This window comes from Nocardia exalbida NBRC 100660, from assembly GCF_000308575.1.
Classification (GTDB): domain Bacteria; phylum Actinomycetota; class Actinomycetes; order Mycobacteriales; family Mycobacteriaceae; genus Nocardia; species Nocardia exalbida.
Genome location: NZ_BAFZ01000001.1, coordinates 1 through 22,519 on the forward strand (window position 1 = coordinate 1; position 22,519 = coordinate 22,519).

The 22,519-nt window shown below is 69.9% G+C and carries 23 protein-coding genes; 7 read left to right on the plus strand and 16 right to left on the minus strand.

Features of this window, described 5'->3' with window-relative positions; translation table 11 throughout:
• Positions 1-463 (plus strand): acyl-CoA dehydrogenase family protein (locus ON29_RS00005; protein ID WP_040864008.1); only part of this gene is annotated, 463 nt, incomplete at its 5' end.
• 69 nt (positions 464-532) lie between these two features.
• On the opposite strand, the gene ON29_RS00010 is transcribed toward ON29_RS00005, so the two are convergent.
• Positions 533-1,036, minus strand: coding sequence for an MTB12 C-terminal domain-containing protein (locus tag ON29_RS00010; protein WP_040864009.1), 504 nt, complete (start codon positions 1,034-1,036; stop codon positions 533-535).
• Positions 1,037-1,194: 158 nt separating this feature from the next.
• Positions 1,195-1,980: an enoyl-CoA hydratase gene (locus tag ON29_RS00015; RefSeq protein ID WP_040864097.1), complete on the minus strand. Its 786-nt coding sequence runs from the start codon at positions 1,978-1,980 to the stop codon at positions 1,195-1,197.
• A 274-nt stretch (positions 1,981-2,254) separates the two neighbouring features.
• Here ON29_RS00015 and ON29_RS00020 point away from each other — a divergent pair, with 274 nt between their 5' ends.
• Entirely contained in the window at positions 2,255-2,908 is a 654-nt protein-coding gene (locus ON29_RS00020; RefSeq protein ID WP_040864010.1) for a TetR/AcrR family transcriptional regulator, read from the plus strand.
• A 44-nt stretch (positions 2,909-2,952) separates the two neighbouring features.
• Entirely contained in the window at positions 2,953-3,759 is an 807-nt protein-coding gene (locus ON29_RS00025) for an acyl-CoA thioesterase (RefSeq protein WP_040864011.1), read from the plus strand.
• Positions 3,760-3,767: 8 nt separating this feature from the next.
• Here ON29_RS00025 and ON29_RS00030 read toward each other — a convergent pair whose 3' ends face one another.
• Positions 3,768-4,655 (minus strand): ArgK/MeaB family GTPase, encoded by an 888-nt coding sequence (locus ON29_RS00030; protein WP_040864012.1) that lies wholly within the window; start codon positions 4,653-4,655, stop codon positions 3,768-3,770.
• A gap of 25 nt (positions 4,656-4,680) precedes the next feature.
• The gene (locus tag ON29_RS00035; RefSeq protein ID WP_040864013.1) at positions 4,681-5,826 is read right to left on the minus strand and encodes a thiolase family protein; all 1,146 of its coding nucleotides are present in this window, start codon (positions 5,824-5,826) and stop codon (positions 4,681-4,683) included.
• A gap of 121 nt (positions 5,827-5,947) precedes the next feature.
• On the opposite strand from ON29_RS00035, the gene ON29_RS00040 reads away from it, so the two are divergent.
• The 3 genes from ON29_RS00040 (at position 5,948) to ON29_RS00050 (ending at position 8,204) form a co-directional block, all read left to right on the plus strand.
• Complete coding sequence (locus ON29_RS00040) at positions 5,948-6,712, plus strand: SDR family NAD(P)-dependent oxidoreductase (protein WP_040864014.1); 765 nt, start codon at positions 5,948-5,950, stop codon at positions 6,710-6,712.
• A gap of 192 nt (positions 6,713-6,904) precedes the next feature.
• Positions 6,905-7,381, plus strand: a complete 477-nt coding sequence (locus ON29_RS00045) for a GNAT family N-acetyltransferase (protein WP_040864015.1) — start codon at positions 6,905-6,907, stop codon at positions 7,379-7,381.
• 1 nt (position 7,382) lies between these two features.
• Positions 7,383-8,204 carry a hypothetical protein gene (locus ON29_RS00050; RefSeq protein ID WP_040864016.1) on the plus strand — a complete coding sequence of 274 codons (822 nt, stop codon included), beginning with the start codon at positions 7,383-7,385 and terminating at the stop codon, positions 8,202-8,204.
• Positions 8,205-8,216: 12 nt separating this feature from the next.
• On the opposite strand, the gene ON29_RS00055 is transcribed toward ON29_RS00050, so the two are convergent.
• From ON29_RS00055 to ON29_RS00090, 8 genes are all read right to left on the minus strand, one after another.
• A complete protein-coding gene (locus tag ON29_RS00055) occupies positions 8,217-9,188 on the minus strand; it encodes an SCO2521 family protein (protein ID WP_040864017.1) in 972 nt (323 codons plus the stop codon).
• 1 nt (position 9,189) lies between these two features.
• Positions 9,190-10,200 (minus strand): SCO2522 family protein, encoded by a 1,011-nt coding sequence (locus ON29_RS00060; RefSeq protein ID WP_040864018.1) that lies wholly within the window; start codon positions 10,198-10,200, stop codon positions 9,190-9,192.
• The gene (locus tag ON29_RS00065) at positions 10,201-11,115 is read right to left on the minus strand and encodes an SCO2523 family variant P-loop protein (RefSeq protein WP_040864019.1); all 915 of its coding nucleotides are present in this window, start codon (positions 11,113-11,115) and stop codon (positions 10,201-10,203) included.
• An 8-nt stretch (positions 11,116-11,123) separates the two neighbouring features.
• Positions 11,124-12,974 carry an SCO2524 family protein gene (locus ON29_RS00070; protein ID WP_040864020.1) on the minus strand — a complete coding sequence of 617 codons (1,851 nt, stop codon included), beginning with the start codon at positions 12,972-12,974 and terminating at the stop codon, positions 11,124-11,126.
• 182 nt (positions 12,975-13,156) lie between these two features.
• Positions 13,157-13,924, minus strand: coding sequence for an enoyl-CoA hydratase/isomerase family protein (locus ON29_RS00075; RefSeq protein ID WP_040864021.1), 768 nt, complete (start codon positions 13,922-13,924; stop codon positions 13,157-13,159).
• Positions 13,925-13,926: 2 nt separating this feature from the next.
• Complete coding sequence (locus ON29_RS00080) at positions 13,927-15,015, minus strand: acyl-CoA dehydrogenase family protein (protein WP_040864022.1); 1,089 nt, start codon at positions 15,013-15,015, stop codon at positions 13,927-13,929.
• The gene (locus tag ON29_RS00085) at positions 15,002-15,907 is read right to left on the minus strand and encodes an acyl-CoA dehydrogenase family protein (protein WP_040864023.1); all 906 of its coding nucleotides are present in this window, start codon (positions 15,905-15,907) and stop codon (positions 15,002-15,004) included. The genes ON29_RS00080 and ON29_RS00085 overlap by 14 nt, the downstream gene beginning before the upstream one ends.
• Entirely contained in the window at positions 15,885-17,297 is a 1,413-nt protein-coding gene (locus ON29_RS00090) for a class I adenylate-forming enzyme family protein (protein ID WP_040864024.1), read from the minus strand. The genes ON29_RS00085 and ON29_RS00090 overlap by 23 nt, the downstream gene beginning before the upstream one ends.
• A gap of 75 nt (positions 17,298-17,372) precedes the next feature.
• Here ON29_RS00090 and ON29_RS00095 point away from each other — a divergent pair, with 75 nt between their 5' ends.
• Positions 17,373-18,416 carry a ferredoxin--NADP reductase gene (locus tag ON29_RS00095; RefSeq protein WP_040864025.1) on the plus strand — a complete coding sequence of 348 codons (1,044 nt, stop codon included), beginning with the start codon at positions 17,373-17,375 and terminating at the stop codon, positions 18,414-18,416.
• A 75-nt stretch (positions 18,417-18,491) separates the two neighbouring features.
• Here ON29_RS00095 and ON29_RS00100 read toward each other — a convergent pair whose 3' ends face one another.
• Genes ON29_RS00100 through ON29_RS00115 form a run of 4 tightly spaced genes read right to left on the minus strand, consistent with a single transcriptional unit; the run spans position 18,492 to position 22,504 of the window.
• Positions 18,492-19,538 carry a CaiB/BaiF CoA transferase family protein gene (locus ON29_RS00100; RefSeq protein WP_040864026.1) on the minus strand — a complete coding sequence of 349 codons (1,047 nt, stop codon included), beginning with the start codon at positions 19,536-19,538 and terminating at the stop codon, positions 18,492-18,494.
• Entirely contained in the window at positions 19,535-20,491 is a 957-nt protein-coding gene (locus tag ON29_RS00105) for an LLM class F420-dependent oxidoreductase (RefSeq protein ID WP_040864027.1), read from the minus strand. The genes ON29_RS00100 and ON29_RS00105 overlap by 4 nt, the downstream gene beginning before the upstream one ends.
• Positions 20,492-20,528: 37 nt before the next feature.
• Positions 20,529-20,927, minus strand: coding sequence for a cobalamin B12-binding domain-containing protein (locus ON29_RS00110; RefSeq protein WP_040864028.1), 399 nt, complete (start codon positions 20,925-20,927; stop codon positions 20,529-20,531).
• The gene (locus tag ON29_RS00115) at positions 20,927-22,504 is read right to left on the minus strand and encodes a methylmalonyl-CoA mutase family protein (protein WP_040864098.1); all 1,578 of its coding nucleotides are present in this window, start codon (positions 22,502-22,504) and stop codon (positions 20,927-20,929) included. Before ON29_RS00115 ends, ON29_RS00110 begins: the two co-directional genes overlap by 1 nt.
• Between the last annotated feature and the right edge of the window lie 15 nt (positions 22,505-22,519).

Below are 22,519 nucleotides of genomic sequence, written 5' to 3' on the forward strand. Positions count from 1 at the left end.
GGCGACCGGAACCGAGCTACCCCCGCAGGCCGTCGCGGCGGGGCGGCGCGCACTCGGGTGGTGGCTGCTGGGCACCGGCCGAGCGATGTTGACCCTGGCCCGCGGGCATGCACTGGAACGCACCCAGTTCGGACGCCCGCTCGCCTCGTTCCAGGCGGTCCGGCACCGGCTCGCGGAAACCCTCGTCGCGCTCGATGGCGCCGAGGCCGCGCTGGACACCGCCGAGGGCGAACTCGGGGCACTGCTGGGCAAGGCCGCAGCGGGCCAGGCCGCGCTCACCGCCGCCCGGCACTGTCAGCAGGTGCTCGGCGGCATCGGATTCACCGCCGAGCACGACTTGCACCGGCACGTCCGCCGCACCTTGGTCTTGGACGGACTGCTAGGCAGCACACGGGAACTCATCCGCGAGGCGGGCGCGCAGATTCGCACCGCGGGTCGCGCTCCTCGGATGGCGCAGTTGTAGCCGGTACCCGGCGAACGGCCCGGCACCGGAATCCACTCCGGTGCCGGGCCTTTCGGTGCGCAGCGGCGATCAGCACGCCGGCGACGTACCGCCCTGGAGGGTCATCAACGCGCAGAACGTGGCGGTGGCGACCTTCCACTGGCCGCCGTCCTTGACCGCCTGCCCGGTCTGGTCCGGCAGCACCGGATTGCCGCCCATCAGCAGCGTGTAGGTGACATCGGCGTTGTTCGCGTCCACGAGCTTCACCGCCGAGACCGTCACCGACGTGCCCTGGGACTGCGGGTTGGCCGCCTGCGCCTGGAGGATCGGCAGGAAGACATCGCCCTTCTGCACCACCGCGGCCTTCTGCTCCGGCGGCGTCGAAGGGCTGAAGAAGCCGGTGTACACGTCGGTGATCGCCTTGGTGGTCGCCGCGTCGGCCTGGGCGGGCGCCGCACTGGTCGCCGCGGCGGCCGACGTGCCGGACGCGGTGCCGGTCGATTCGTCGTCGTCGCCGCAGCCGGTCAATGCCGCGGCCGCGACGACGGCCAGGCCACAACACGCCACGGCCTTGCGAAGGATGGAATCGCGCATGGAAATCCTCGTTTTCGGAAAAGGGGACAGCGAGGGCGCCGGGCGCGTACGCGCCCGATCGCCGGTGGATCGCACGGACACGGTGTCCCTCTCGAGGCGGCAAGGGCCGTGCGAATACTGCCGGAACGCTCCGGCAGACGATGGAGCCGGAGACCGGCTTACTGCATGTTGGCCTTCATGTCGTCCAGCCGGACCAGGATCGGGAATCCGTTGACGCTCAGCGCGTTGCCGTGACCGGTCTGGTGCACGTCGAACACGGATTGGATCGCGGCGTAGAAACCCTGCACATCCAGTGTCTGGTTGACCGCGCGCTTGGCCTGGCGCAGCCCGAACGCGGGCATCGTCGCGATCTGCGCGGCCAGTTCCCTGGTCTGCCGGTCGAGTTCGGCGCGCGGCACCACCTTGTTCACCATGCCGACCTGCCGCGCCTCCTCGGCGGTCACCGGCCGGCCGGTGAACAGGATCTCCTTCGCCTTACGCGCGCCGAGTTCCCAGGTGTGGCCGTGGTATTCGACGCCGCCGATACCCATGAGCACCACCGGATCCGAGAACAGCGCGTCGTCGGCGGCCACGATGAGATCGCACGGCCAGCACAGCAGCAGGCCACCCGCGATGCACCGGCCCTGCACCGCCGCGATGGACGGTTTCGGCACGTTGCGCCAGCGCAGCGAGTACTCCAGGTAGCGGCGCGACTCCAGCCCGTAGATGCGGTCGAGGGTGATCTTGCTCGGGTCCGGCCACGATTTGTCCTTCAGATCGTGGCCCGCCGAGAAGTGCTTGCCCTCCCCGCGCAGCACGATGACCGCGACGTCGTCGTCCTGCGCGGCACGCACCCAGGCGGCGTCGAGCTGGTCGAGCAGTTCGCCGTTCTGCGCGTTGGCCGCATCCGGCCGGTCCAGGGTGATGGTGGCGATCCGGTCCGCGACCTCATAGCGAATGTACAAAACGAGCTCCTCGAGTCCGGGAAGGCCGGGCGCGTGCCCGGTCATGACGGCGCGCCGGAATGCGGCCGGGCCGGCCGGAGCGGTGTCCGACGATCATCACGGCCTGCCTCCTTCCCGCGCCGATGCCTGAATGGCTGCGAGAATAGCATTCTCGATACCGGAAAGGGTAGTCTCGTCATGAGGTCGGACACGGTGACCCAGGAACCCGATGACACACCGTTCTCCGGTACAGTGCATTCATGTTCTCTTCATATGACCGAGGACCGAGGCGCCCGTGACCAGCCCGAGCGAGAAACCGGCCTGGAAGCAGCGCGCCGTCGAGCGCTCCCTCCGCACCGCCAAGCTGCGCGCCGAGGAGCGCGTGCAACGGTTCCTGGACGCCGCCCAGGCGATCATCACCGAGAAGGGCAGCACGGACTTCACGGTGCAGGAGGTCGTCGACCGCTCCCGGCAATCCCTGCGCAGCTTCTACCTGCAGTTCGACGGCAAACACGAGCTGCTGCTCGCATTGTTCGAGGACGCCCTGAGCCGCACGTCCGAGCAGCTGCGCGCCGCCGCGGACGGCCAGACCGACCCGCTGGACAAGCTCCAGGTGGCCGTCGAGCTGTTGTTCGAGCTGTGCAGGCCGGACCCCTCGGCGCAGCGGCCGCTGTTCACCGATTTCGCACCGCAGCTGCTGATTTCGCACCCCGACCACGTGAAGGTCGCGCACGCGCCGATGCTGGCCCTGTTCACCGAACTGATGGACCTGGCCAAGGACGCCGGGCAGCTGCGGCCGGAGGTCAACTCCCGCCGGACCGCGGCGATGGTGATGCAGACCGTCATGTTCACCGCGCAGTCCGCAGGAGCCTCCGACGACGAGACACAGCATCCGATCACCGCGTCCGAAGTATGGAACTTCTGCGCGCACGGTTTCGCTCGCGGTTGAGAATACTATTCTCCTCAAGGAGAATTTGACTTACACTCGGGCTCATGCCCGATCTGTGGAGTGATCTCGTCTCCTGCCTCGACTTGTCCGCGACACCCCCCGGCGACGATGTGTTCGAGGGCCGCAATCTGCGGTTGCCCTACAGCCGGGTGTTCGGCGGCCAATTGCTCGGCCAGTTCGTCCGGGCGGCCACCGCGGGCATCCCGGACAAGTCGATCAAGTCTCTGCACACGGTGTTCGCGCGCGAGGGCCGCACCGACGAGCCGATCCGCTACCGGGTGCACCGCCACCACGCTGGCCGCTCCTTCGCCACGCTGTCGTTGGTCGCCGAGCAGTCCGCCGGCGTGGTGGCGACCGCCTCGGTCTCCCTGCACGCGGAGGAACAGGGCCCGCACCGGCAGTCCGTCGCGGCGCCGCCGGAGCTGCTGTCCGCCGAGCACAAGGTGGAGTGGGACCTGCTGCCCTGGGAGACTCGCGCGAGCGTGGACCTCGACGACCTCGGGGCCGCCCCACCGGAATTCGAGTTCTGGATGCGCACCCCGCAAGTCGATCCGGGGCTGGCGCCCGCGCTGACCGCCTACGCGACCGACCTCACGCTCATCGGCACCGCGCTGCTGCCGCTGGACGGATACGCCCAGGGCGGCAACGGCACCGCGTTCGTCTCTGCCGTCACCTCGCACACCCTCTGGTTCCATCGGCCTTTCCGCACCGACGAATGGCTGCTGCTGCGCCAGCACAGCCCGCTGCTCGCGCAGGCTCGCGCCTACGGCCGCGGCGACATCCTCACCGAGGACGGCACGTTGGTGGCCTCCTACGCCCAAGAAGCCATGGTGCGCATCCCCCAGATCTGACGACGGCGTCACTGCCGCGCGGGCAGCAACAGTTCGGCCGCGCGGTAGGCGTCGCATTCGCCCGCCGCGACGGCGGCGGCCAGCCGGTCCAGCTCGGCGTGTGCGCGCAACCGCGTCTGCGCCAGTGAGAGGATCTGCGCGCGGGCCCGCGCCGTGCGCCGCGCCGGGCTGTCGGCGCGATGGTGCGCCTCGATCGCCTCGGCCAATTCGGCGACGCGCTCGCCGCGCGCGGCGACCAAGGTGAGGATCGGCACGTCGGATTCGGCCCGCAGATCACGCACGGTCTGCTCGGCGCCCTCCCGGTCGGCCTTGTTCACCACCAGCAGGTCGGCCACCTCCAGCAGACCCGCCTTCGCGGCCTGGACCGCGTCGCCCGCACCGGGATTCAGGATCACCAGCGTGGGATCCGCGACCGCCGCGATCTCGATCTCCGACTGCCCCACCCCCACCGTCTCCAGCAGCACGACGTCGTAATGCAGCGCGGCGAGCAGCCGGATGGCGGCCGGAACCGCGGCGGCCAGCCCGCCGAGGTGTCCGCGCGTGGCCAGCGACCGGATCAGCACACCGGGGTCGTCGATGTGCTGCGCCATGCGGATCCGGTCCCCCAGCAGCGCTCCCCCGCTGTAGGGCGAGGACGGGTCGACCGCCAGGACCGCGACCCGCAGCCCGCGCGCGCGGTAGACGCCGGCCAGCGCGGCGATCGTCGTCGACTTGCCCGCTCCGGGCGGGCCGGTCACGCCGATCACCCGGATCGCGCGCGGCTCGAGTGCGGCTTGCACCTCGTCGCGGCGGTCCCCTTCGACCAGGCTCAGCAACCGGCCCGTCGCCCGCGCCGACCCGGCGCGCGCCAGGGCCAGCAACTCGGCGACGGTCGCCGACGCCAGGCTCACGCCCATCCCGCCGCGCCGCTGTGCGATGCGGTCACGGAGCGGGAACCTCGATGACCGTGGCCGCGCCCATGCCACCACCCGCGCACATCGCCGCGATTCCCAAACCGCCACCGCGACGGCGCAATTCGTGGACCAACGTGACGATCATGCGCGCTCCCGAGGCGGCCACCGGGTGCCCGAGCGAGCAGCCGCTCCCGCTGACGTTCACCTTGTCCGAATCGAGGTCCAGTGCGCGGATGGCCGCGATCGGGACCGACGCGAAGGCCTCGTTGATCTCGATCAGTCCGACCGCCGACAGCGAGATCCCCGCCCGGTAGACCGCTTTGGCGATCGCCTCGATCGGAGCGAGACCGGTATCGCCGGGATCGACGCCCACCGACGACCAGGCGCGGATGTAGCCCAGTGCGGGCAGGCCGAGCCGATCGCTGGCGATGGCGAGCGCGGCGGCGCCGTCGTTGGCGCCGGAGGCGTTGCCCGCGGTGATCGAGAAGCCCTCGATCTCCGGATGCAGCACTTTGAGCGAGGCCAGTTTCTCCAGGCTGCTGTCGCGCCGGGGATGCTCGTCGGTGTCGAACAGGCCGTGCGGGGTCTCGATGGGCACGATCTCCTCTTTGAACCGGCCCTCGTCGATGGCGGCGATCGCGTTGCGGTGCGAGCGCAGGGCCCAGGCGTCCATCTCGGCACGGGAGATGCCCGCCTTCACCGCGGCGTTCCAGCCCACGGTGATGGACATGTCCAGCGCGGGGGCGTCCGGGCGGTCCGGGTGGCTCGGCGACACCCACGGATCGATCCACTCGTCCGCGCCGACCCTGAACCGCGCTTTGGGAGCGGTGGACTCGGAATTCACCCCGCCCGCGATCACGAGTTCGTCCATGCCGGAGCGAATCCCGGCCGCCGCGGTCTGCACCGCGGACATTCCCGCCGCGCAATGCCGGTTCTGGGCCAGGCCCGGCACCCTGGTCAGCCCCGTGGTCACGGCCGCGTGCCGGGCCAGCACGCCGCCGCCGTAACGGCCCTCACCCAGGACGACGTCATCGATCCGGGCCGGGTCGAGCCCTTCGGCGATCGCGCCGACCACGTGGTGAGCCAGATCGAACGCGTTGGTGTCGCGCAGCGTTCCCTTCCGTGCGGTACCGATGGGCGTCCGCAGCGCGGACACGATGACGGCTTCGGGCATTGGGGGCCTCCATTCCGGGCGACGCGATTGTGGCGCGGCGACCTTTCGGTGATCGTGCCGACAGTTATGAGAATATTATTTTCTCAATACGAGAGTACGACTTGCAAGATAGGATTACGACATGCAGATCAGTGGAAGCTCCGCGCTCGTCGTCGGCGGGACCGGAGGACTGGGCGAGGCGACCGTACGGCGCCTGCACGCCGCCGGGGCGAAGGTCGTGGTCGCGGATGTCGCCGACGACAAGGGCAAACAGCTCGAGACCGAGCTCGGAATCCGCTATGTGCACACCGACGCCACCGACGAGGACTCCGTGCTCGCCGCCATCGCCGAGGCGCAATCGTTCGGGCCGCTGCGCATCTCGGTGGACACCCACGGCGGTCCCGCGAAAGGCGGCCGCCTGATCGGCAAGGACGGCGCGCCGCTGCCCCTCGACGGTTTCCGCACCACCATCGAGTTCTATCTGACCGCCGTGTTCAACGTGCTGCGTCTCACCGCGGCCGCGATCGCGAAGAACGACCCGCAGGAGGAGGGCGGGCGCGGCGTCATCGTGAACACCGCCTCGATCGCCGCGTTCGAAGGGCAGGTCGGTCAGCTTCCCTACGCCGCGGCCAAGGGCGGCGTGGTCGGGATGACCCTGGTGGCCGCTCGCGACCTCTCGCCGGTGGGCATCCGCGTGGTGACCATCGCCCCGGGCACCGTGAACACGCCCGCCTACGGCAAGGCCGCCGACCAATTGGAAGCGTACTGGGGGCCGCAAGTGCCGTTCCCCAAGCGTATGGGCCGTTCGGAGGAGTACGCCAAGCTGGCGACCGCCATCATCGAGAACGACTATCTCAACGGCGAAGTCATCCGGCTCGACGGCGCTCTGCGGTTCCCGCCGAAATAACCGCCGCCGCGCAGGGCGCGCCCGAACTGCCTCGGCCGCCCGCTTCGCGGCATCGCCGCCCGGAGTCGTCGATGCGACACGTGACGGCCCGGCTGCGCCGGGGAACGATTTCGCTGGTTCTACACTGACCCGGGTCGGTGAATGACGTTCTAAGCTGGAATCGACGGCCTATGCCCTGGCAGTAGGGAGCGGATGAACATCGCCAAAGCGCCTCAGCCGGAATACCGGCAGGCCCGCTTCGCCGATATCGAGGACATCGCGGCCATCGAGGCCGAGGTGTTCGCCGAGCCGTACCTGTACCTGATGCTGCGCCAGCTGTTCGACCTGCACGGATCCGAATGGCTGGTCGCCGAGGTGGAAGGCGCCGTGATCGGTTATGCGCTGACGCTGGAGAAGTCCGGCCGGGCATTGCTGTTCACCTTCGCGGTGGCCAAGCGGTACCAGGGCGAAGGGTATGGCCACGCCCTGCTGACCCGCACCTTGCAGACCTGCCGGAAGATCGGCGCCGAGGTGGTGTATCTGACCGTGCGGCCGGACAACCGGCTGGCCGGCAACCTGTTCCAGCGCGCGGGATTCGAATTCGTCGAGCACGACGACCGGTACTTCGGGCCGGGCGAGCCGCGAGACGTTTTCGAGTACCGGCTGAGGGGCCGCCCGCTAGACTCGTGACATGGGGGAGATTCCGCCCTTCGTCGCATCCGTCTCGACCCGGATCACAAGGCGCGCGGACGAATACACCGCCGAGATCGATCGGGGTGAGCGCCCCGAGCAGGCCGAGCTGGAGCGGTTCACCGCACATGCCGAGGCGATCCTCGCCGACTACGACCCGCCCAGCGCGCGGCGGCATTCCGACTCGCTGGTCTTCCGGCACCTGTACGCGGCCGCGCGGCAACCGGCGCCCGACGAGGCGGACTGGCGGGTGCCGAGCGCGATCACGGCGGCGCTGCTGGCCGCCGAGGTCGAATTCCGTGGTCCGTTGCGGCTGAGCAGCCGGCAGAACACCATGCTGGCCGAGGAGTACGAACGGCTGGGTGCCCAACTCTCGGCGGCCGGATTGCCCGCTCACGCGGCGCTGGCCTACCGGAGAGGGGCCGCGCTGTACCGGATGAACGAGGACGACGAGGCGCAGGACCGCTGCGGTCTGCGGTTGGCCCGGGCCCGCACCCTCGCGCTGCCACGGGGCCCACGGCGCTGGCCGGGGCAACTGTCGTTCATCCTGTGCGGCTACGGTTACCGGCCGTTCTGGCTGCTCGGCTGGGTGGCCGTACAGCTGGTGCTGTTCACCGTCGCCGCTCTGCTGCTGAGCGGCGATTCCTCACCGGCTGCCACCGTCTACACGTGCGTGACCGGATTCATCAATCCACTCGGCCCCGGTGACACGGAGAATCTGCGCCCGGCCGCCCGGCCGCTGTTCGCCGCCGAAGCGTGGGCGGGCACGGTATCGATGTCGGTGTTCTTCGCGCTGCTGGTGCGCAAATGGTTCCGGATGTAGCCGGAGCGGTCGCTACCATTCGGTGTCGAGCTCCTTGTGCCGCAACGCGTTCAGTGTCGCGACGGCGATCCGGTTCTGTAGCTGGGCGACGAGCGCGTTCCACTGACGGGACAATCCGGGATCGACCTGAAGCTCGCGCCACAACGCACGCATCGACGCCGGGGTGTGGGCGCCCGGCATCCACAGCCCGGCGAGATCCTCGAGCACCGGGGCCAGGATGTCGGTGCGTTCCCGGCTGTGCGACGGGAAGCGCTGGGCCTCCGCCAGCGCGGCGGTGACGACGGTCAGCAGCCAGTCGTGCGCGGCCAGATCCTCACAGAACCGTTGCGCATCATCCAGATCCGCCTCGTCGCGCACGATCAACCGGACGGTGCGGAGGGTGGCGTCGTCCAGGTGCAGGGCGGCGGCGGGGCCCGCGCTGCCCCCGATCCGGGCCGTCCAGCGCAGCCGGGTGGTTCCCGCCCGCACCGGCGGCGTCTGGTCCAGTCTCGGGTCGGCGCGCAGTCGCGTCAGCAGGCGTTCGCTGATCGAGGCCAGATCCAGTGTGTCGACGTCGGCCCGGCCGGTGAGGAACCCTTCGGCGAGAGCTGTACCGGCGGTGGCTCTTTCGGGGATGCGGCTGATGACCTCGGTCATCCCCTTCTGACTGAGGTAGTGCGACCAGGTCTGCCTGCGCCGGCCTGCCGCGCGCACCACCCTGGTGCAGGCGGTGGATTGCAGCACGCGTCCGCCGGACAGGACCGCGCCGGTGGCCACGGTTCCGACGATGTGCGCGGTCTGCTCGCCCAAGGCCAGATCACAGTCGACGCCCACCGCGGTGGTCGGCGAGACCGCCAGCGTGCCCGGCCGCTCCCGCCAGCGCACCGTGCAGCCCGGCATGAGCGCCAGCAGATCGCAGGCCTCCGCGCCGGTCAGCGCGGTCGACGACGGCAGCAGGCAGGTGCGCACTTCACCGAGGACGACCAGAGGCGTGGTCGCGGCCATGTCAAGCCCCGTCGAGCAGCAGGTGGGAGAGCCGATCGCTGACCTTGCGCGGCACCGGCACCGGCGGCACCTCGCCCGCGCCGCGGGTGATGGTCTGCTCGACCACGTCGTCGTCGAGGTCGAGGTGGTCGAGCACCAGCCGCACGGCGTGCTCGATGCCGATGTACCGCTTGGGCAGCATCGACAGCGTCTTGTAGGCGGCGAACGGCGCGGCGGACGGATTGAGCTGCACCACCGGCGGCAGATCGGACCAGCGCCGTGGCGCGAGATCCTCGCGGCGCCACGGTTGCGGATCCGCCACGGCGGCACCGTGATAGCGCAGCATGCCGAGCCGCAGCAGATGCCAGACGGCGGCCAGGAACGGGCACGACCAGCGAGTGACCGTCACCCCGTCGACGACGTGCCTGCTCCACAACTCCACGTCGAGGAAGATCGAATGCTCCCGGCGGCCGAACTCCTCCGGTGGCCGATAGGTACGCCGGCGCATGGCTTGATTGTGTTCGTCCTCCGAGGACCGGCGTCCGTTGCACAGCCAGCCCGATTCCGCGGTCGGCGGCCTGCGGCCGGTACTCGGCGGCGCGGGCTCGGCGACGATGCGCGCGGCCACCATCTCCGCCACGGGAATCGGCTCGCCGAACGCCACACCCTCGACGAACTTCGAGGCCCGCCAGCAACCGGACTCGCGCGCCAGGTAGTCGATGACCAGTCCGGATTCCTCCGCGGCGTCCAGCAGCTTGGTGAGGATGGCGGAGGGATCTGTGTCGGGATGGAAGTAGTCGTCGATCAGATAGCAGGTGCTCACGCGGGCGTTCGGGCCGAACTGCACCTTGGCCGACTCGATGAAGGCCGACACCAAGGGCACGATGCGGCGGAACTCCGCGGTGACCCGCTCGATATCGGAGGTGATCTCGTTGAGGTAGAAGTGCCCGACCTCGATAGATAAGTGCGACAACGGAACCGAAGCGATCCGAGGCTGCTCGGTCGCCTCGCTGTAGCCCTGTGTATCCCGCATCTACAGCCTCTCCCACGTGGCGATGTCGACCAGTCGGCGAGCCAGTTCGGCATAGGCCAGCGCGGTCTCGGCGTTGGCGATCTGGGCGTTCACGTCGGCGTCGAGGATGAGCTGTTCGCGCCGCTGCAACACCGGTTCCATCGGGGTGTCGCCCAGCTTCGCGGTCGCGCCGAGCCGTTTGGCGGTGGCCAGCCGTCGCAACGCGGTGTCCTGCTCCTGCAGCCACGCCGCCTGCGCCGGGCGCTGGGCCACCCCGTCCCAGTTGGCGTCGGGCACGGCGGTGCGCACATAACGCACCGAGCCGAGCAACTCCTCCGGGTCGTGGCCGCATTCGGCGCCCGCCTTCAGCAGACCGTGCGGGCCGTACACCAGACCGGCGGCGGCCACGATGTGCTGACGAGTCCAACGGTGGAAGATCAACCAGCGGGCGGTGCGCCTGCGCAGTTGCGGCAACGCGGTGGCCTGTAGAGCGATCTGCAGGGCGGCCGACCGGCCCGCGCTCAGATCCACGATCACCACGCGGAACTCCTGATCCAGCGCCACCAGCAGTTCCGCGCAGCGCTCCACCACGGCGTCGTCACCGGTGAGGAATTCGGCGCCGCCCTCGTCGCCGGGCAGCAGCACCAACCGGCCGGAGTTGGGACCGATCCGGCGCAGGTCCGGCCGATCGGTCGCCGCGCCCACGTCGACGCGGGCCACGGTTCCGCTCTCGCCGAGCAGGTAGGAATGCACGCCGCCGCGCGGCACACCGCGTTCGGCCGCACCGATCTCGAACAGCGCGCCGGCGGTGGGCGAGCCGAGGTCGAAGTCGGCGTAGGCGACGTCGAGGCCGGAAAGACACAGCCGGTAGGCGATATTGCAACTGGTCACCGAGCGTCCGGTGCCGCCCTTGTCGGAGGTGGAGAACACCAGCATGCCTGCCCCTACCGCGTCGCGTCCCGGCGGGCGTACGCCAGTTCGTCGAGTTGGACCAATGCCTGGGTGGCGAGGCTGTACGCGGTGCCCGGACGCTCGCGCAGCACCCGGCGGGCTCGGTCGAGCGATTGCCGGATGCGGGTGACCGCGGCCTGTTTCGGCGAGGATTCCTGACCCTCGACCTCCAGTTCCTCCTGATTGAGCAGATGTTCGGCCTCGCTGAGCAGGTCCACCGCGCGGGCGACCATCGCCTGGGGGGCCAGCGGGGGTTGCTCGAAGGTGCTGTACGCGATGACCAAGCACTCCATCATCCGCTCGGTGACGAACCAGGACGGCCCTTCCAGCCGCGTGTCCGCCGCGCCGACCACCCGGCCGATGTCGTCCCACAGGCCGATCACCGGGCCGTCCCGCAGCACTCGCTGGTCGAGATGATCCATCGCGGCCTCGGCCAGCGCCATCAGCCGGTCGCGGGTGTCCACGTCGGTGCGCAGGCGCGCGGCCTGCAGGCAGCGTTTGAGCAGCATGGTCGCGAAATCCGGGACGTACCAGACCAATTGGGTTCCTTCGGCGGCGTCCTCGCTGCCCGCCAGGTTCAGGCGCACACCCGGATAGTGCAGCGGCGCGGCGGGATCACCCACGGTGAACCGGCTGGTGATGCGGCCGCGGCGGGCCAGTTGGTCGAGCACCGCCACCGTGCGGGTCAGATCCTCGGTGCTCTCCCGGTAGACCAGGTCCTGGATCAGCATGGCGGTGACCACGAGACTGAAGTACTCCGATTCCTCGCCGTCGGCGGTGCGCCACGGGATGTCCTCCAGCGGCCAGCGGCCGTTGCCGAAGCGAGCCACCCTCGACCAGTAGTTGCGGGTCAGCTCGAAGCGCAGTTGCAGCGCGTCGGCGAGCGTGCGCTGCTCGTCGGTCAGCAGATCGAGTTCCCGGATGCGCTGCGACGACAGGTCGATGATGCCGTCGAGGGCGACAGCGGTGAAATACAGGTACGGACGGGGCTCGGCGTGCCCGGTCGCGCTGCTGACCCGGCCCGGCACGAGGTCGATGGGTTCGGCGCTGCGCACGATGCCCCAGCTCCAGCCGCATTCGAACAGCCGCCCGTCGTCGGCGATATCGACGTCGGTGGTCTGGCTGAGCCTGACCTCGTTGGCCGCCTGCACCCGGAGGCGTTCCAGCTGGGCCGACAGCCGTTCGATGATCTCGTCGGGCGGCGTGCGGGTCTGGTTGAGCATGTAGATGATCGACTGCCCGAACTCGGTGTTCGGCTCCGGTGTGTGGATGACGAAACTGCGGACCAGGCCCGCCATCGCGGCGGTGAGCCGCGCGCTGACCAGCTCGATCACCGCGGGGATCCGCGCGCGCAATTGCCTGGCCTCCAGCCGGACCTCACCGCTGACGAAGCGCAGGAATCCGCGCAGGAACCGCAGCGCCGCGATGCACAGGCTCAGCGACATCGAGTAGGAGTCGACCACCTCCACCGCCGATTGCGCGTCGGTGAGCGTGCCGCCGTCGCCGGAGCGCAGGTAGGAGCCGCTGGCGAAGACCGGCTCGCCATCGGGTCCGGTGTAGCGGCGCAGGTATTCTTCCACCAGGGCGACCAGAACCCCGCCGATGCGGGTCTCCTCGCCGAACGGGGCGAGCGCGGACCTGACGTCGGGACTCATGTCGTTCGGTTGGTCCAGCGCGAACGCTTCGATCTCGGTCGCGGGATACAACAGGCACAGCAGCTGCTCGGCGTCGCTGATGGAATTGGCGCCGTCGCGTCCGCCCCAGATCCACGTTCCGTCCGGATAGGAACAGGCGAGCACCGCTCGCCACAGCTCGAGCAACTGCTGCCTCGGCCGAATCCTCATCTGCTGTCGGACCTCGCCCCCGCGTTCGACCGGCCGCGCCGGACGTCGTTACATAGAGTGTGCCCCGCGGATGTTCACTTGGCCAAGCACAGTTTACGGGGGCACGGTTTGCTACGAGATGTCTTGCGGGCCACGTTCTTCGCGATCACGCGGCGAGAACGATCGCGGCCTGCGATCCGGCGTCACTCCCGTCCGGCGGTGAGGGTGGCGATCACCGCCCGGAACTCCGCGGTCTGGAAGGACAGATCCTCCGCGGTGGTCGCGTAGTCCAGGGTTGCCAGCACCGCGCGTTCCAAGTGCAGGTTCAGCAGGCGCTTGGTGCTCTCGACCGCTTGGCGTGGCAATTCGAGGATGCGTTTCGCGCAGGCGAGCGCCTCGGTGCGCGGATCGGCGACCACGTGGTTGACCAGGCCCATCTCGCGGGCCCGCGCGGCGGGGATCTTCGCGCCGGTGAGCGCGTACTCCTTGGCCAGCAGCAGGCTGGTGTGCAGCGGCCAGGTCAGCGGGCCACCGTCCGCGGCGACCAGGCCGACCTGGACGTGCGGGTCCTTCAGGTAGGCGGTCTCGGCGATGTAGGCGATGTCGCTCAGCGCGACCAGGCTGCAGCCGAGGCCCACCGCGGGGCCGTTCACCGCCGCCACCACCGGCACCCGGCACCGGGCCATGCCGAGCACGATGTCGCGGCCGTGCGCGATCGTCTCGGCGCGCAGCTCGGCATCGCTGCCCAGCTCGGCGAGATAGGTGAAGTCCCCGCCCGCCGAGAACGCCTTGCCCGCGCCGGTGAGCACCGCGACGCGCGCCTCCCGGTCGTCGGACAGGCGGGGCCAGAGCCGGGCCAGACCGGTGTGCAGGTCGTCGTTGACGGCGTTGAGCGCGTCGGGCCGGTTGAGCGTGATGATGCGGATCGGTCCGTCGGCTTCGACGTGGATCTCGTCCGGCAAGTCGTACATGGTCAAACTCCTAATCCGAGGATGCGCGAGGCGATGATGTTCTTCTGGATCTGCGAGGTGCCGCCCATGACGCTCTGGGCGCGGCTGTAGAAGTAGCTGCCGAGCAGTTCCGGATCGTCCGTACCGCCGACGGCGAGCGCGGCGTGCCCGACCGACTGGTCCACCCAGGTCATGAGCAGTTTGTCCAGTGATCCGTCGGGACCGTGCACCACGCCGTCCAACTGTTCGGACAGCCGCCGCCGCACGTGCAAGCGCAGCATCTCGGTCTGCACCGCCGCCCAGGACAGTTCCTCCGGCGCGCGACCGTCGAGCCGGGAAGCCAACTCGCGCACCAGTTTTCCGTAACGGGCCGCGTACCCGAGGGTGGACGGCTCGCGTTCGTGCCCGACGACGGTCATCGCCAGCTTCCAGCCGTCACCGGGCTCGCCGACCATCTGATCGGCGGGCACCGTCGCACCGTCGAAGAGCACTTGCCCGAACTCCCTGGTGACACCGCTGATCATGGCCAGCGGCCGCTGCTGCACGCCGGGCTGGGCCATGGCGATCACGAACGCCGAAATGCCCTTGTGCCGTGGCGCGTGCGGGTCGGTCCTGGCCAGCAGCAGACACCAGTCGGCGACGTCGGAGTAGCTGGTCCAGATCTTGTGGCCGTGCACCACGTAGTGGTCGCCGTCGCGGGTCGCGGTGGTGCGCAGCGCGGCGAGGTCGGAGCCCGCGCCCGGCTCGCTGAAACCCTGACACCAGCGCTGGGTGCCGTCGATCATGCCGGGCAGGAAGCGCCGCTGCAGTTCCTTGCTGCCGTGGCGGCCCAAGCCCTGCACGAGGTAGCCGAGGCTGGGGCGCGGCGGCGCGCCTGCGAGCGCGAGTTCCTCGTCCACGATCACGTCGTAGACCGGTGGCAGCTCGTGTCCGCCGAATTCCTTCGGCCAGGACAACCCGAAGAATCCCGCCGCGTACAGCGCGCGATGCCATTCGCCCTGGCGCGCCCAGTAGTCGTCGCCCGAAGTCGGGAACTTCCCGGCCGTCTCGGCCAGCCAGGCGCGCAGCCGCGCGCGGAATTCGGCCTCCTGCGATGAATCACGAAAGTCCAAGGTCGATCTCCTCCAGGCGAACGGGGAACAGTTCGGTCGAGACCAGCGCGCGCCGCAGGTAGACGTGGGCAAGGCACTCCCAGGTGTTGCCGATGCCGCCGTGCACCTGGATCGAGGTCTCGCAGACGGTGCGGGCAGCCCGGGCGGTGTAGACCTTGGCGATCCGCGCGGCCTGTAGCGCTCGCGCCGGAGCCAATTCGTCGACCGCCCAGGCCGCGTGCCGCAGCGCGCTGATCGCCCCTTCGATCAGCGCGCGATTCTCGGCCAGCAGATGCGCAACGGCTTGGTAGGACCCGATCGCGCGGCCGTACTGCTCGCGGACCTTCGCGTACTCGACGGCGAGATCCTGCGCGCCGCGGGCGACGCCGAGCAGGTCGGCGGTGGTCGCGGTGACGGCCAGCGCGTGCCATCGGATTGCCTCCTCGGCCGCGAGTTCCCCGATGTGCCTGCGTTCGTCCGCGACCGTCGCGGTGCGCCGGGTCAGATCCGCGCCGGGCAGTGTGGCACCCAGTGGGGCGGCCAAGACCTGCTCGCCGACGACGAGCAGCGCCTCTTCGCTGCCGCGCGCGTCGACGGCGCGGTCACCGACCGCGATCGTCCAGCCGCGATCGTCGGCGCCGCAGCGCCTGCGCAGGTCGTCGGCGAGTACCGGGCCGAGGAAGGCGACGTCGACCAGACCGCGGCCGAACTCCTCGGCCACGATCGCGACCTCGACCCCGGAGGCGCCGTCGGTGCGCAGGGCTCGCCAGCCGGTGGCCGCGACCGTTCGTTCCAGGCGCGCGAGGCGGTTCTCGTCGTCGAGGCCCGCGACCGACCCGGGGCCGAGGTCGTCGGCCAATTTCGCCGCGGCATCACGCAATTGCCGTTGTTCACTCGTCAGACGGACGTCCATAGCGCTCCTCGAGTACTCGGCGCAGCGCCTTGCCCGAGGGCAGGCGCGGGATCTCGGGCACGAACACGACGCGACGCGGCCGCTTGTACCGGGCCAGGCGCTCGCCGACCAGGGCGATCAGCTCGTCGGCGGTGACCGACTCCGCGCAGGCCACCGCCGCGACGATCGCCTCTCCGTCCGCGGCGTCGGGCTCACCGAACACGGCGCAGTCGGTCACCTCCGGGTGACCGTGCAGCACGGCCTCGATCTCGGCGGGCGCCACTTGGAAACCACGCACCTTGATCATCTCCTTGGCCCGGTCGGTGAGCCGGATCCAGCCGTCGTCGTCGACGTAACCGACGTCGCCGGTGCGGTACCAGCCGTCGTCGAAGGCGCGGGCGGTCTCCTCGGCGGGCAGGTAGCCGGCCATCACCGACTCCGCGCGGCACTGGATCTCGCCGATCTCGTTGGGCGGCAGGACTTCTCCGGTGTCCAGCGCGACCACCCGTACGCGCACGCCGGGTGCGGCCTTGCCCACCGTGTCCAGCCGCGCGTCGTCCAGCGGGTTGCACGCGATCACCGGTAGCTCGCTCGCGCCGTAGGCGGGCAACCAGCGCACTCCCGTGCGCCGGGTGACGGTCTCGGCCACGCCGACCGTCACCGGCGTCGCGCCCCACATGATGTAGCGCAGCGAACCGAGGTCGTAGGACTCGAGCCGCGGGTGCCCGGCGAGGGCGAGCGCGATCGGCGCGACGGCCATCTCGACGGTGATCCGGTCGTCCTGGATGCAGCGGAGCATCGTCTCCAGGTCGAAGCGGCGGTGCAGGCGCATCCACGCACCCGTTCGCAGCGCGGTCACGATGTTGAGCAGCCCCAGGATGTGCGAGGGCGGCGTGGCGATCTGGAGCCGGTCGCTCGCGGTGAGGCCGAGAACCTCGGTCCACTGGCGCACCGCGACCGCCAGCGACGCGTGGGTGTGCCGCACCGCCTTCGGCATTCCGGTGGTGCCGGAACTGAACACCAGCACGGCGTCCGAGGCCGGGTCCGGCGGCGCGTCGCCGCGACGGGCGGGGACGATCGGCGCGTCCAGGTGCCGCATCGGCAGCACCTCGGCCAGCACCGGATTGTCGCCGACGCCCTGGCTCGGCCCGGCGACCGCCACCGCGTGCGCGACCTCCTCGTGCTTCCACGCCGGACTGATCAGCACCGCCGCGGCGCCCAGCCGCCAGATGGCCAGCACGGCGACGACGAACTCCGGCCGGTTCGACGACATGAGCGCGACGCGGTCTCCGGCGCGCACTCCGCGCTCGGCCAGTTCGGACGCCAGACCGGCCGCGAGATCGTCGAGTTCGGTCCTGGTGTAGGCCCGCCCCTCGAAGACGAGCGCGCTCGAAGCGGTGGTCGAGAACATTTGAGAGATCCCGTCTCGTGAGTGAGAATATAATTCTCATTCGGATAGAATCTTCATACCAGGAGGACGCGGTCCATGGCGAGACCCTCTTTGTTCCAGCGCGCGACCGTGACCCGGATCGTGAAGGAGAGCGCCGACGCGCGCACGTTCGTGCTCGCGCCGCACGATGGGCCGATCCCCTACCGCGCCGGACAGTTCTGCACGTTCAAGATCGCCGTGAACGGGACGGAGCTGTTCCGGTCGTACTCGATGTCCAGCGCGCCGGAGACCGACGGCGAATTGATGACGACGGTCAAGCGGGTGCCGGGCGGGGCCGTGTCGAATTGGATGCACGACCATCTCTCCGAGGGCGACGAGGTGGAGATGACCAAGGCGGCGGGGCGGTTCTGCCTGCGCGAGACCGACGTACCGCTGCTGGGCTTCAGCGGCGGCAGCGGCATCACGCCGATCCTGTCGCTGACCAAGTGCGCGTTGGCCACCACGCGGCGGCGGGTCCGGCTGCTGTGCGCGGACCGCGACGCCGATTCGGTGCTCTTCGAAGCGGTTTTGACCGAGCTGGCGCGGCGCTACCCGGACCGGCTCGAGGTGGTGCGGCACCTGGACGCCGAGGGCGGCTTCCTCGACGCCACGGCGGTGCGCGCCTTCGTCGGGACCGATGGCCATGCCGATCACTACGTCTGCGGGCCCGAGGCTTTCATGGAGATGGTCGAACTGGCGCTCCCGGGGCCGGGGGTGGTGTTCAGCGAGCGGTTCGGTGCGCCTGCGCCCCTTCCCGACGCCGTGGACGACGCCCCGGCCGACAGCGTGACCCGCCTGTCGACGGCTCCTGCCGCACCGCCCACGGCGGCGGGCAGCGTGACGATCATCCTCAACGGCAAGAAGAAGACGGTGCCACGCAAGGACGGCGAGACTCTGCTGGAAAGCGCCCGCCGGGGCGGGCTGGCCCCGCCGTTCTCGTGCGAGGCGGGCAACTGCGCCACCTGCATCGCCAAGGTGACCACGGGAAGCGCGACGCTACGCCAGAACAACGCACTGACCGACGACGAACTGGAAGACGGCTACGTGCTCACCTGCCAGGCCGTACCGGACACCGAGACGATCACCGTCGACTACGAGTGAGCGACCGGGCGGCCCGCGCCGCCGCGAGTGCCACACCGACACCGCGGCGCGCAGCCGCAGCCGGTGGCCCCCGCCTCAGCCCCCGTGTTCCCCCAGCCTCGGCGGCGGCCCGTATCGCGGCTCGTAGCCCGCGATCCGGATGGGGCTGCCGACGAGCCGGAACTCCCCCGCCGTCACCACCGCCGACGGGCTGGCATCCAGCGCCTCCGGCAGGTCACGCACCGCGGCGGCGGGAATACCGAGCGGACGCAGCCGCCGCTCCCAGCCGGTCGCGGTATCGGCCGCGAGCGCGGCGGTCACCGCGGCCAGTACCTCGACGCGACGGGTCACCCGGTCGGCCATCAGCTCGAATCCGTCGACACCCGCCTCCGCGGCGAAGGTCTTCCAGAACCCGTCGTGGGTGACGAACAGCGCGAGATAACCCTCGGCGGTCGGGAAGATCTGCGCCGGAACGTAATACGAATGCGCCCCGAAGGGGCGGCGCTGGGGTCGCTTGCCGTCGTTCAGGTAGGCGGCGGCATGGTAGTTCAGTTGCGAGAGCATGACTTCGAACAGCGACACGTCGACCTGGCCGCCACGACCGGAGAGGATCTGCGCCAGCAGTCCCAGTGCCGCCGTGAGACCGGTCGAGTTGTCCGCCGACGAGTACCCCGGCAGTGTCGGCGGGCCCGCGGGATCACCGGTGAGGGCGGCGATCCCGGCCGCCGCCTGGATCACGTAGTCGAAGGCCGGATCGTCGCCGCCGTAGAGGCCGTAGCCGGTGATCGCGACGCAGACGATCTTCTCGTTCCACCGGCGCAACGCCTCGTAGGTCAGACCGAGCCGCCGGATCGCCGAGGGTTTGAGGTTCACCAGCAGCGCGTGTGACCCCGCGACGAGTTCGCCGAGCCGTGCTTGTCCCTGTTCGGTGCTCAATTCCACGCGGATACTGCGTTTTCCGCGGTTCAGGCTGGCGAAGTAGCTGTCGCTCACCTGACGGGAGATGTCGCCGCCCGCCGGTTCCAGCTTGGTGACTTCCGCGCCCAGATCGGCGAGCATCATGGTGGCGTAGGGGCCTGCCAGCATGGTCCCCACCTCCAGGATCCGGATCCCGGCCAGCGGTCCCGCTCCCGCAGGACTCACCGCGACGCCCTGGCGAGCTCGGCGATCATCTCCCGCGTGCGCTGCTTGGACGCCACCAGCTCGTCCCGGGTTTCGCCGATCGGCAGCAGCCGCACCGAGACATCCGTGGTGCCCGCCTCCGCGTAGCGGCGCAATCCGGCCGCGATCTGCGCTTCGTCGCCGGCCAAGCACAGGTCGCCGATGTCGCGGGCGTCGCCTTGGTCGAGCAACCGTTGATAGTTGGGGGAGATCTCGGCCTCGCCCAGAATGCGGTTGGCCCGCTCGCGCGCCTCGTCCACCCGGCCGGGCTCGCACAGGCACACCGGCAGTCCCGCGACCACACGCGGAGCCGGACGGCCCGCATCGGCCGCCGCTTTGCTGATCTTCGGGACGACGTGATCGGCGATCGCGCGCTCGTCGGCCATCCACAGCACGGTGCCGTCGGCTCGCTCGCCCGCGATGCGGAGCATCACCGGTCCCAGCGCGGCGACCAGCACCGGCACGGGCGCCACCGGCCCGAGATCGAGCGGGTTGTGCACGGTGAACGTCGCGTTCTGCACGTCCACCCGGCCCGGCCCGCGCAATCCGGCGTCCAGCACCTCGAGGTAGTCGCGGGTGTAGGCGGCCGGTTTGTCATAGGGAAGGCCGAGCATGTCCCGCACGATCCAGTGGTGCGACGGGCCCACGCCCAGCGCCAGCCTGCCCCCGGCCGCGGCATGCGCCGAAAGCGCTTGCCGGGCCAGCGCGATCGGATGTTGCGCCTGTAAAGGCACGACCGCGGTGCCCAGCTCGATCCGCGAAGTACGCAGCCCCATCGCGGCGATCGTGATCAGCGCGTCGAAATCGGTGGGGATCTGCGGAATCCACGCCGTGTCCAAACCCGCCGACTCCGCCCACTCGATGTCGCGCAGCATCCGTTCGAGCTTGCGCCCCGAATCGCCTTTCTCCGGCCCGATCATCACTCCGATGCGCACGATTCCTCCAAGCTGTCCGAAGTCGGCACCCGCCCGGTCATGGGGCCGGGTGCCCGGTCAACGCGCGGATCTCGGTGACGAGCGTCTCCAGCGGAGTGCTCGTCGGAAAGACCGCTGCCGCGCCGGCTTCCAGTAGCCGCGGCACGTCCGCCTGCGGGATGGTTCCCCCGACCACCACCGCGATGTCGCCCGCGTCGGCGGCGCGCAACGCGTCCACCACCCTGGTGGTGAGCGCGATATGCGCGCCGGAGAGGATGCTCAGGCCGACGACGGCCACATCCTCTTGCAGCGCGATGGCGACGATATCCTCCACGCGCCGGCGGATTCCGGTGTAGATGACCTCGAATCCGGCGTCGCGCAGCGTGCGGGCGACGATCTTGGCTCCGCGATCGTGCCCGTCCAGGCCCGGTTTGGCGACCAGCACACGAGCGGGCATCAGAACACCACCGGCTGCTGGAATTCGCCCCACACCGACTTCAGCGCGGCGGTCATCTCGCCGACCGTGCAATAGGCGTTCGCGCAATCGATGAGGCGGTGCATGAGGTTCTCGTCTCCTTCCGCGGCGCGCGAGAGAGCGGCCAGGGTGTCGCGGACGGTCCCGGCGTCGCGCTCGGATCGCACGCGGGCCAGCCGCTTCAACTGCCGTTCGCGCCCGTCGGCGTCGAGTTCGTAGGTGCCGATGTCCGGCGCGGGCTCGTCGGAGACGAACGTGTTCACCCCGACCACCGGGCGCTCACCCGATTCCACCGCCTGGTGCAGCCGGTAGGCCTCGTCGGCGATCAGGCCCTGCAGGTACCCGTCCTCGATGCAGCGCACCATGCCGCCGTGCCGCTCGAGGTCGTGCATGATCTCGATGATCTTGGCCTCGGTGGCGTCGGTGAGCGCCTCGACGAAGTAGGAGCCGCCGAGCGGGTCGGCCACCCTGGTCACCCCGGTCTCGTAGGCGAGCAGCTGCTGGGTGCGCAGCGCCTGCGTCGCGGATTCCTCGCTGGGCAGCGCGAACGGCTCGTCCCACGCGGCGGTGAACATCGACTGCACGCCGCCGAGCACCGAGGCCAGTGCCTCGTAGGCGACGCGAACCAGGTTGTTCTGCGCTTGGGGCGCGTAGAGCGAGGCGCCGCCCGCCACGCAGCCGAAGCGGAACATCGAGGCCTTGTCGGTGGTCGCGCCGTATCGTTCGCGCACGATGGTGGCCCACCGGCGGCGTCCGGCGCGGTATTTCGCGATCTCCTCGAAGAAGTCGCCGTGCGTGTAGAAGAAGAACGATATCTGCGGGGCGAACTGATCGATGGTCATCCGCCCGCGTTCGATCACGGTGTCGCAGTAGGTGACGCCGTCGGCCAGGGTGAAGGCCATCTCCTGCACCGCGTTCGCGCCCGCATCGCGAAAGTGCGCGCCCGCCACCGAGATCGCGTTGAATCGCGGCACCTCGGCCGCGCAGAACTCGATGGTGTCGGCGATCAAGCGCAAGGACGGCTCCGGCGGCCAGATCCAGGTGCCGCGCGAGGCGTACTCCTTGAGGATGTCGTTCTGGATCGTGCCGGTGAGTTTCGCGCGCGGCACGCCCTTCTTCTCCGCGGCCGCCACGTAGAAGGCCAGCAGGATCGCGGCGGTGCCGTTGATGGTGAAGCTGGTGCTGATCCGGTCCAGCGGGATGCCGTCGAAGAGAATTTCGGCATCGGCGAGGGTGTCGACCGCGACGCCGACCCGGCCGACTTCTTCGCTCACCTCCGGGTCGTCGGAGTCGTACCCGCACTGGGTGGGCAGATCGAGCGCGACCGACAGCCCGGTGCCGCCTTGCTCCAGCAGATACCGGTAGCGGCGGTTGGACTCCTCGGCGGTCCCGAAGCCGGAGTACTGCCGGAAGGTCCACAGCCGCCCCCGGTAGCCGGTCGCGAAATTGCCGCGGGTGAAGGGGTAGGCGCCCGGAGCGGGCGGCTCATCCCGCCGGGCGTCCGGTCCGTAGCTCGGCTCCAGCGGGATTCCGGAGGAGGTCTGCACTTGGTTGTTCATCATTGAATACCGTAC

Coding starts and splice junctions, on each gene's coding strand:
- ON29_RS00055 (WP_040864017.1), bottom strand. CDS start 9,188: ATGGCCGCGACCACGCCTCTGGTCGTCCTCGGTGAAGTGCGCACCTGC.
- ON29_RS00040 (WP_040864014.1), top strand. CDS start 5,948: ATGCAGATCAGTGGAAGCTCCGCGCTCGTCGTCGGCGGGACCGGAGGA.
- ON29_RS00030 (WP_040864012.1), bottom strand. CDS start 4,655: ATGGGCGTGAGCCTGGCGTCGGCGACCGTCGCCGAGTTGCTGGCCCTG.
- ON29_RS00095 (WP_040864025.1), top strand. CDS start 17,373: ATGGCGAGACCCTCTTTGTTCCAGCGCGCGACCGTGACCCGGATCGTG.
- ON29_RS00010 (WP_040864009.1), bottom strand. CDS start 1,036: ATGCGCGATTCCATCCTTCGCAAGGCCGTGGCGTGTTGTGGCCTGGCC.
- ON29_RS00045 (WP_040864015.1), top strand. CDS start 6,905: ATGAACATCGCCAAAGCGCCTCAGCCGGAATACCGGCAGGCCCGCTTC.
- ON29_RS00025 (WP_040864011.1), top strand. CDS start 2,953: ATGCCCGATCTGTGGAGTGATCTCGTCTCCTGCCTCGACTTGTCCGCG.
- ON29_RS00110 (WP_040864028.1), bottom strand. CDS start 20,927: ATGCCCGCTCGTGTGCTGGTCGCCAAACCGGGCCTGGACGGGCACGAT.
- ON29_RS00065 (WP_040864019.1), bottom strand. CDS start 11,115: ATGCTGGTGTTCTCCACCTCCGACAAGGGCGGCACCGGACGCTCGGTG.
- ON29_RS00050 (WP_040864016.1), top strand. CDS start 7,383: ATGGGGGAGATTCCGCCCTTCGTCGCATCCGTCTCGACCCGGATCACA.
- ON29_RS00035 (WP_040864013.1), bottom strand. CDS start 5,826: ATGCCCGAAGCCGTCATCGTGTCCGCGCTGCGGACGCCCATCGGTACC.
- ON29_RS00085 (WP_040864023.1), bottom strand. CDS start 15,907: ATGGACGTCCGTCTGACGAGTGAACAACGGCAATTGCGTGATGCCGCG.
- ON29_RS00060 (WP_040864018.1), bottom strand. CDS start 10,200: ATGCGGGATACACAGGGCTACAGCGAGGCGACCGAGCAGCCTCGGATC.
- ON29_RS00075 (WP_040864021.1), bottom strand. CDS start 13,924: ATGTACGACTTGCCGGACGAGATCCACGTCGAAGCCGACGGACCGATC.
- ON29_RS00090 (WP_040864024.1), bottom strand. CDS start 17,297: ATGTTCTCGACCACCGCTTCGAGCGCGCTCGTCTTCGAGGGGCGGGCC.
- ON29_RS00070 (WP_040864020.1), bottom strand. CDS start 12,974: ATGAGGATTCGGCCGAGGCAGCAGTTGCTCGAGCTGTGGCGAGCGGTG.
- ON29_RS00115 (WP_040864098.1), bottom strand. CDS start 22,504: ATGAACAACCAAGTGCAGACCTCCTCCGGAATCCCGCTGGAGCCGAGC.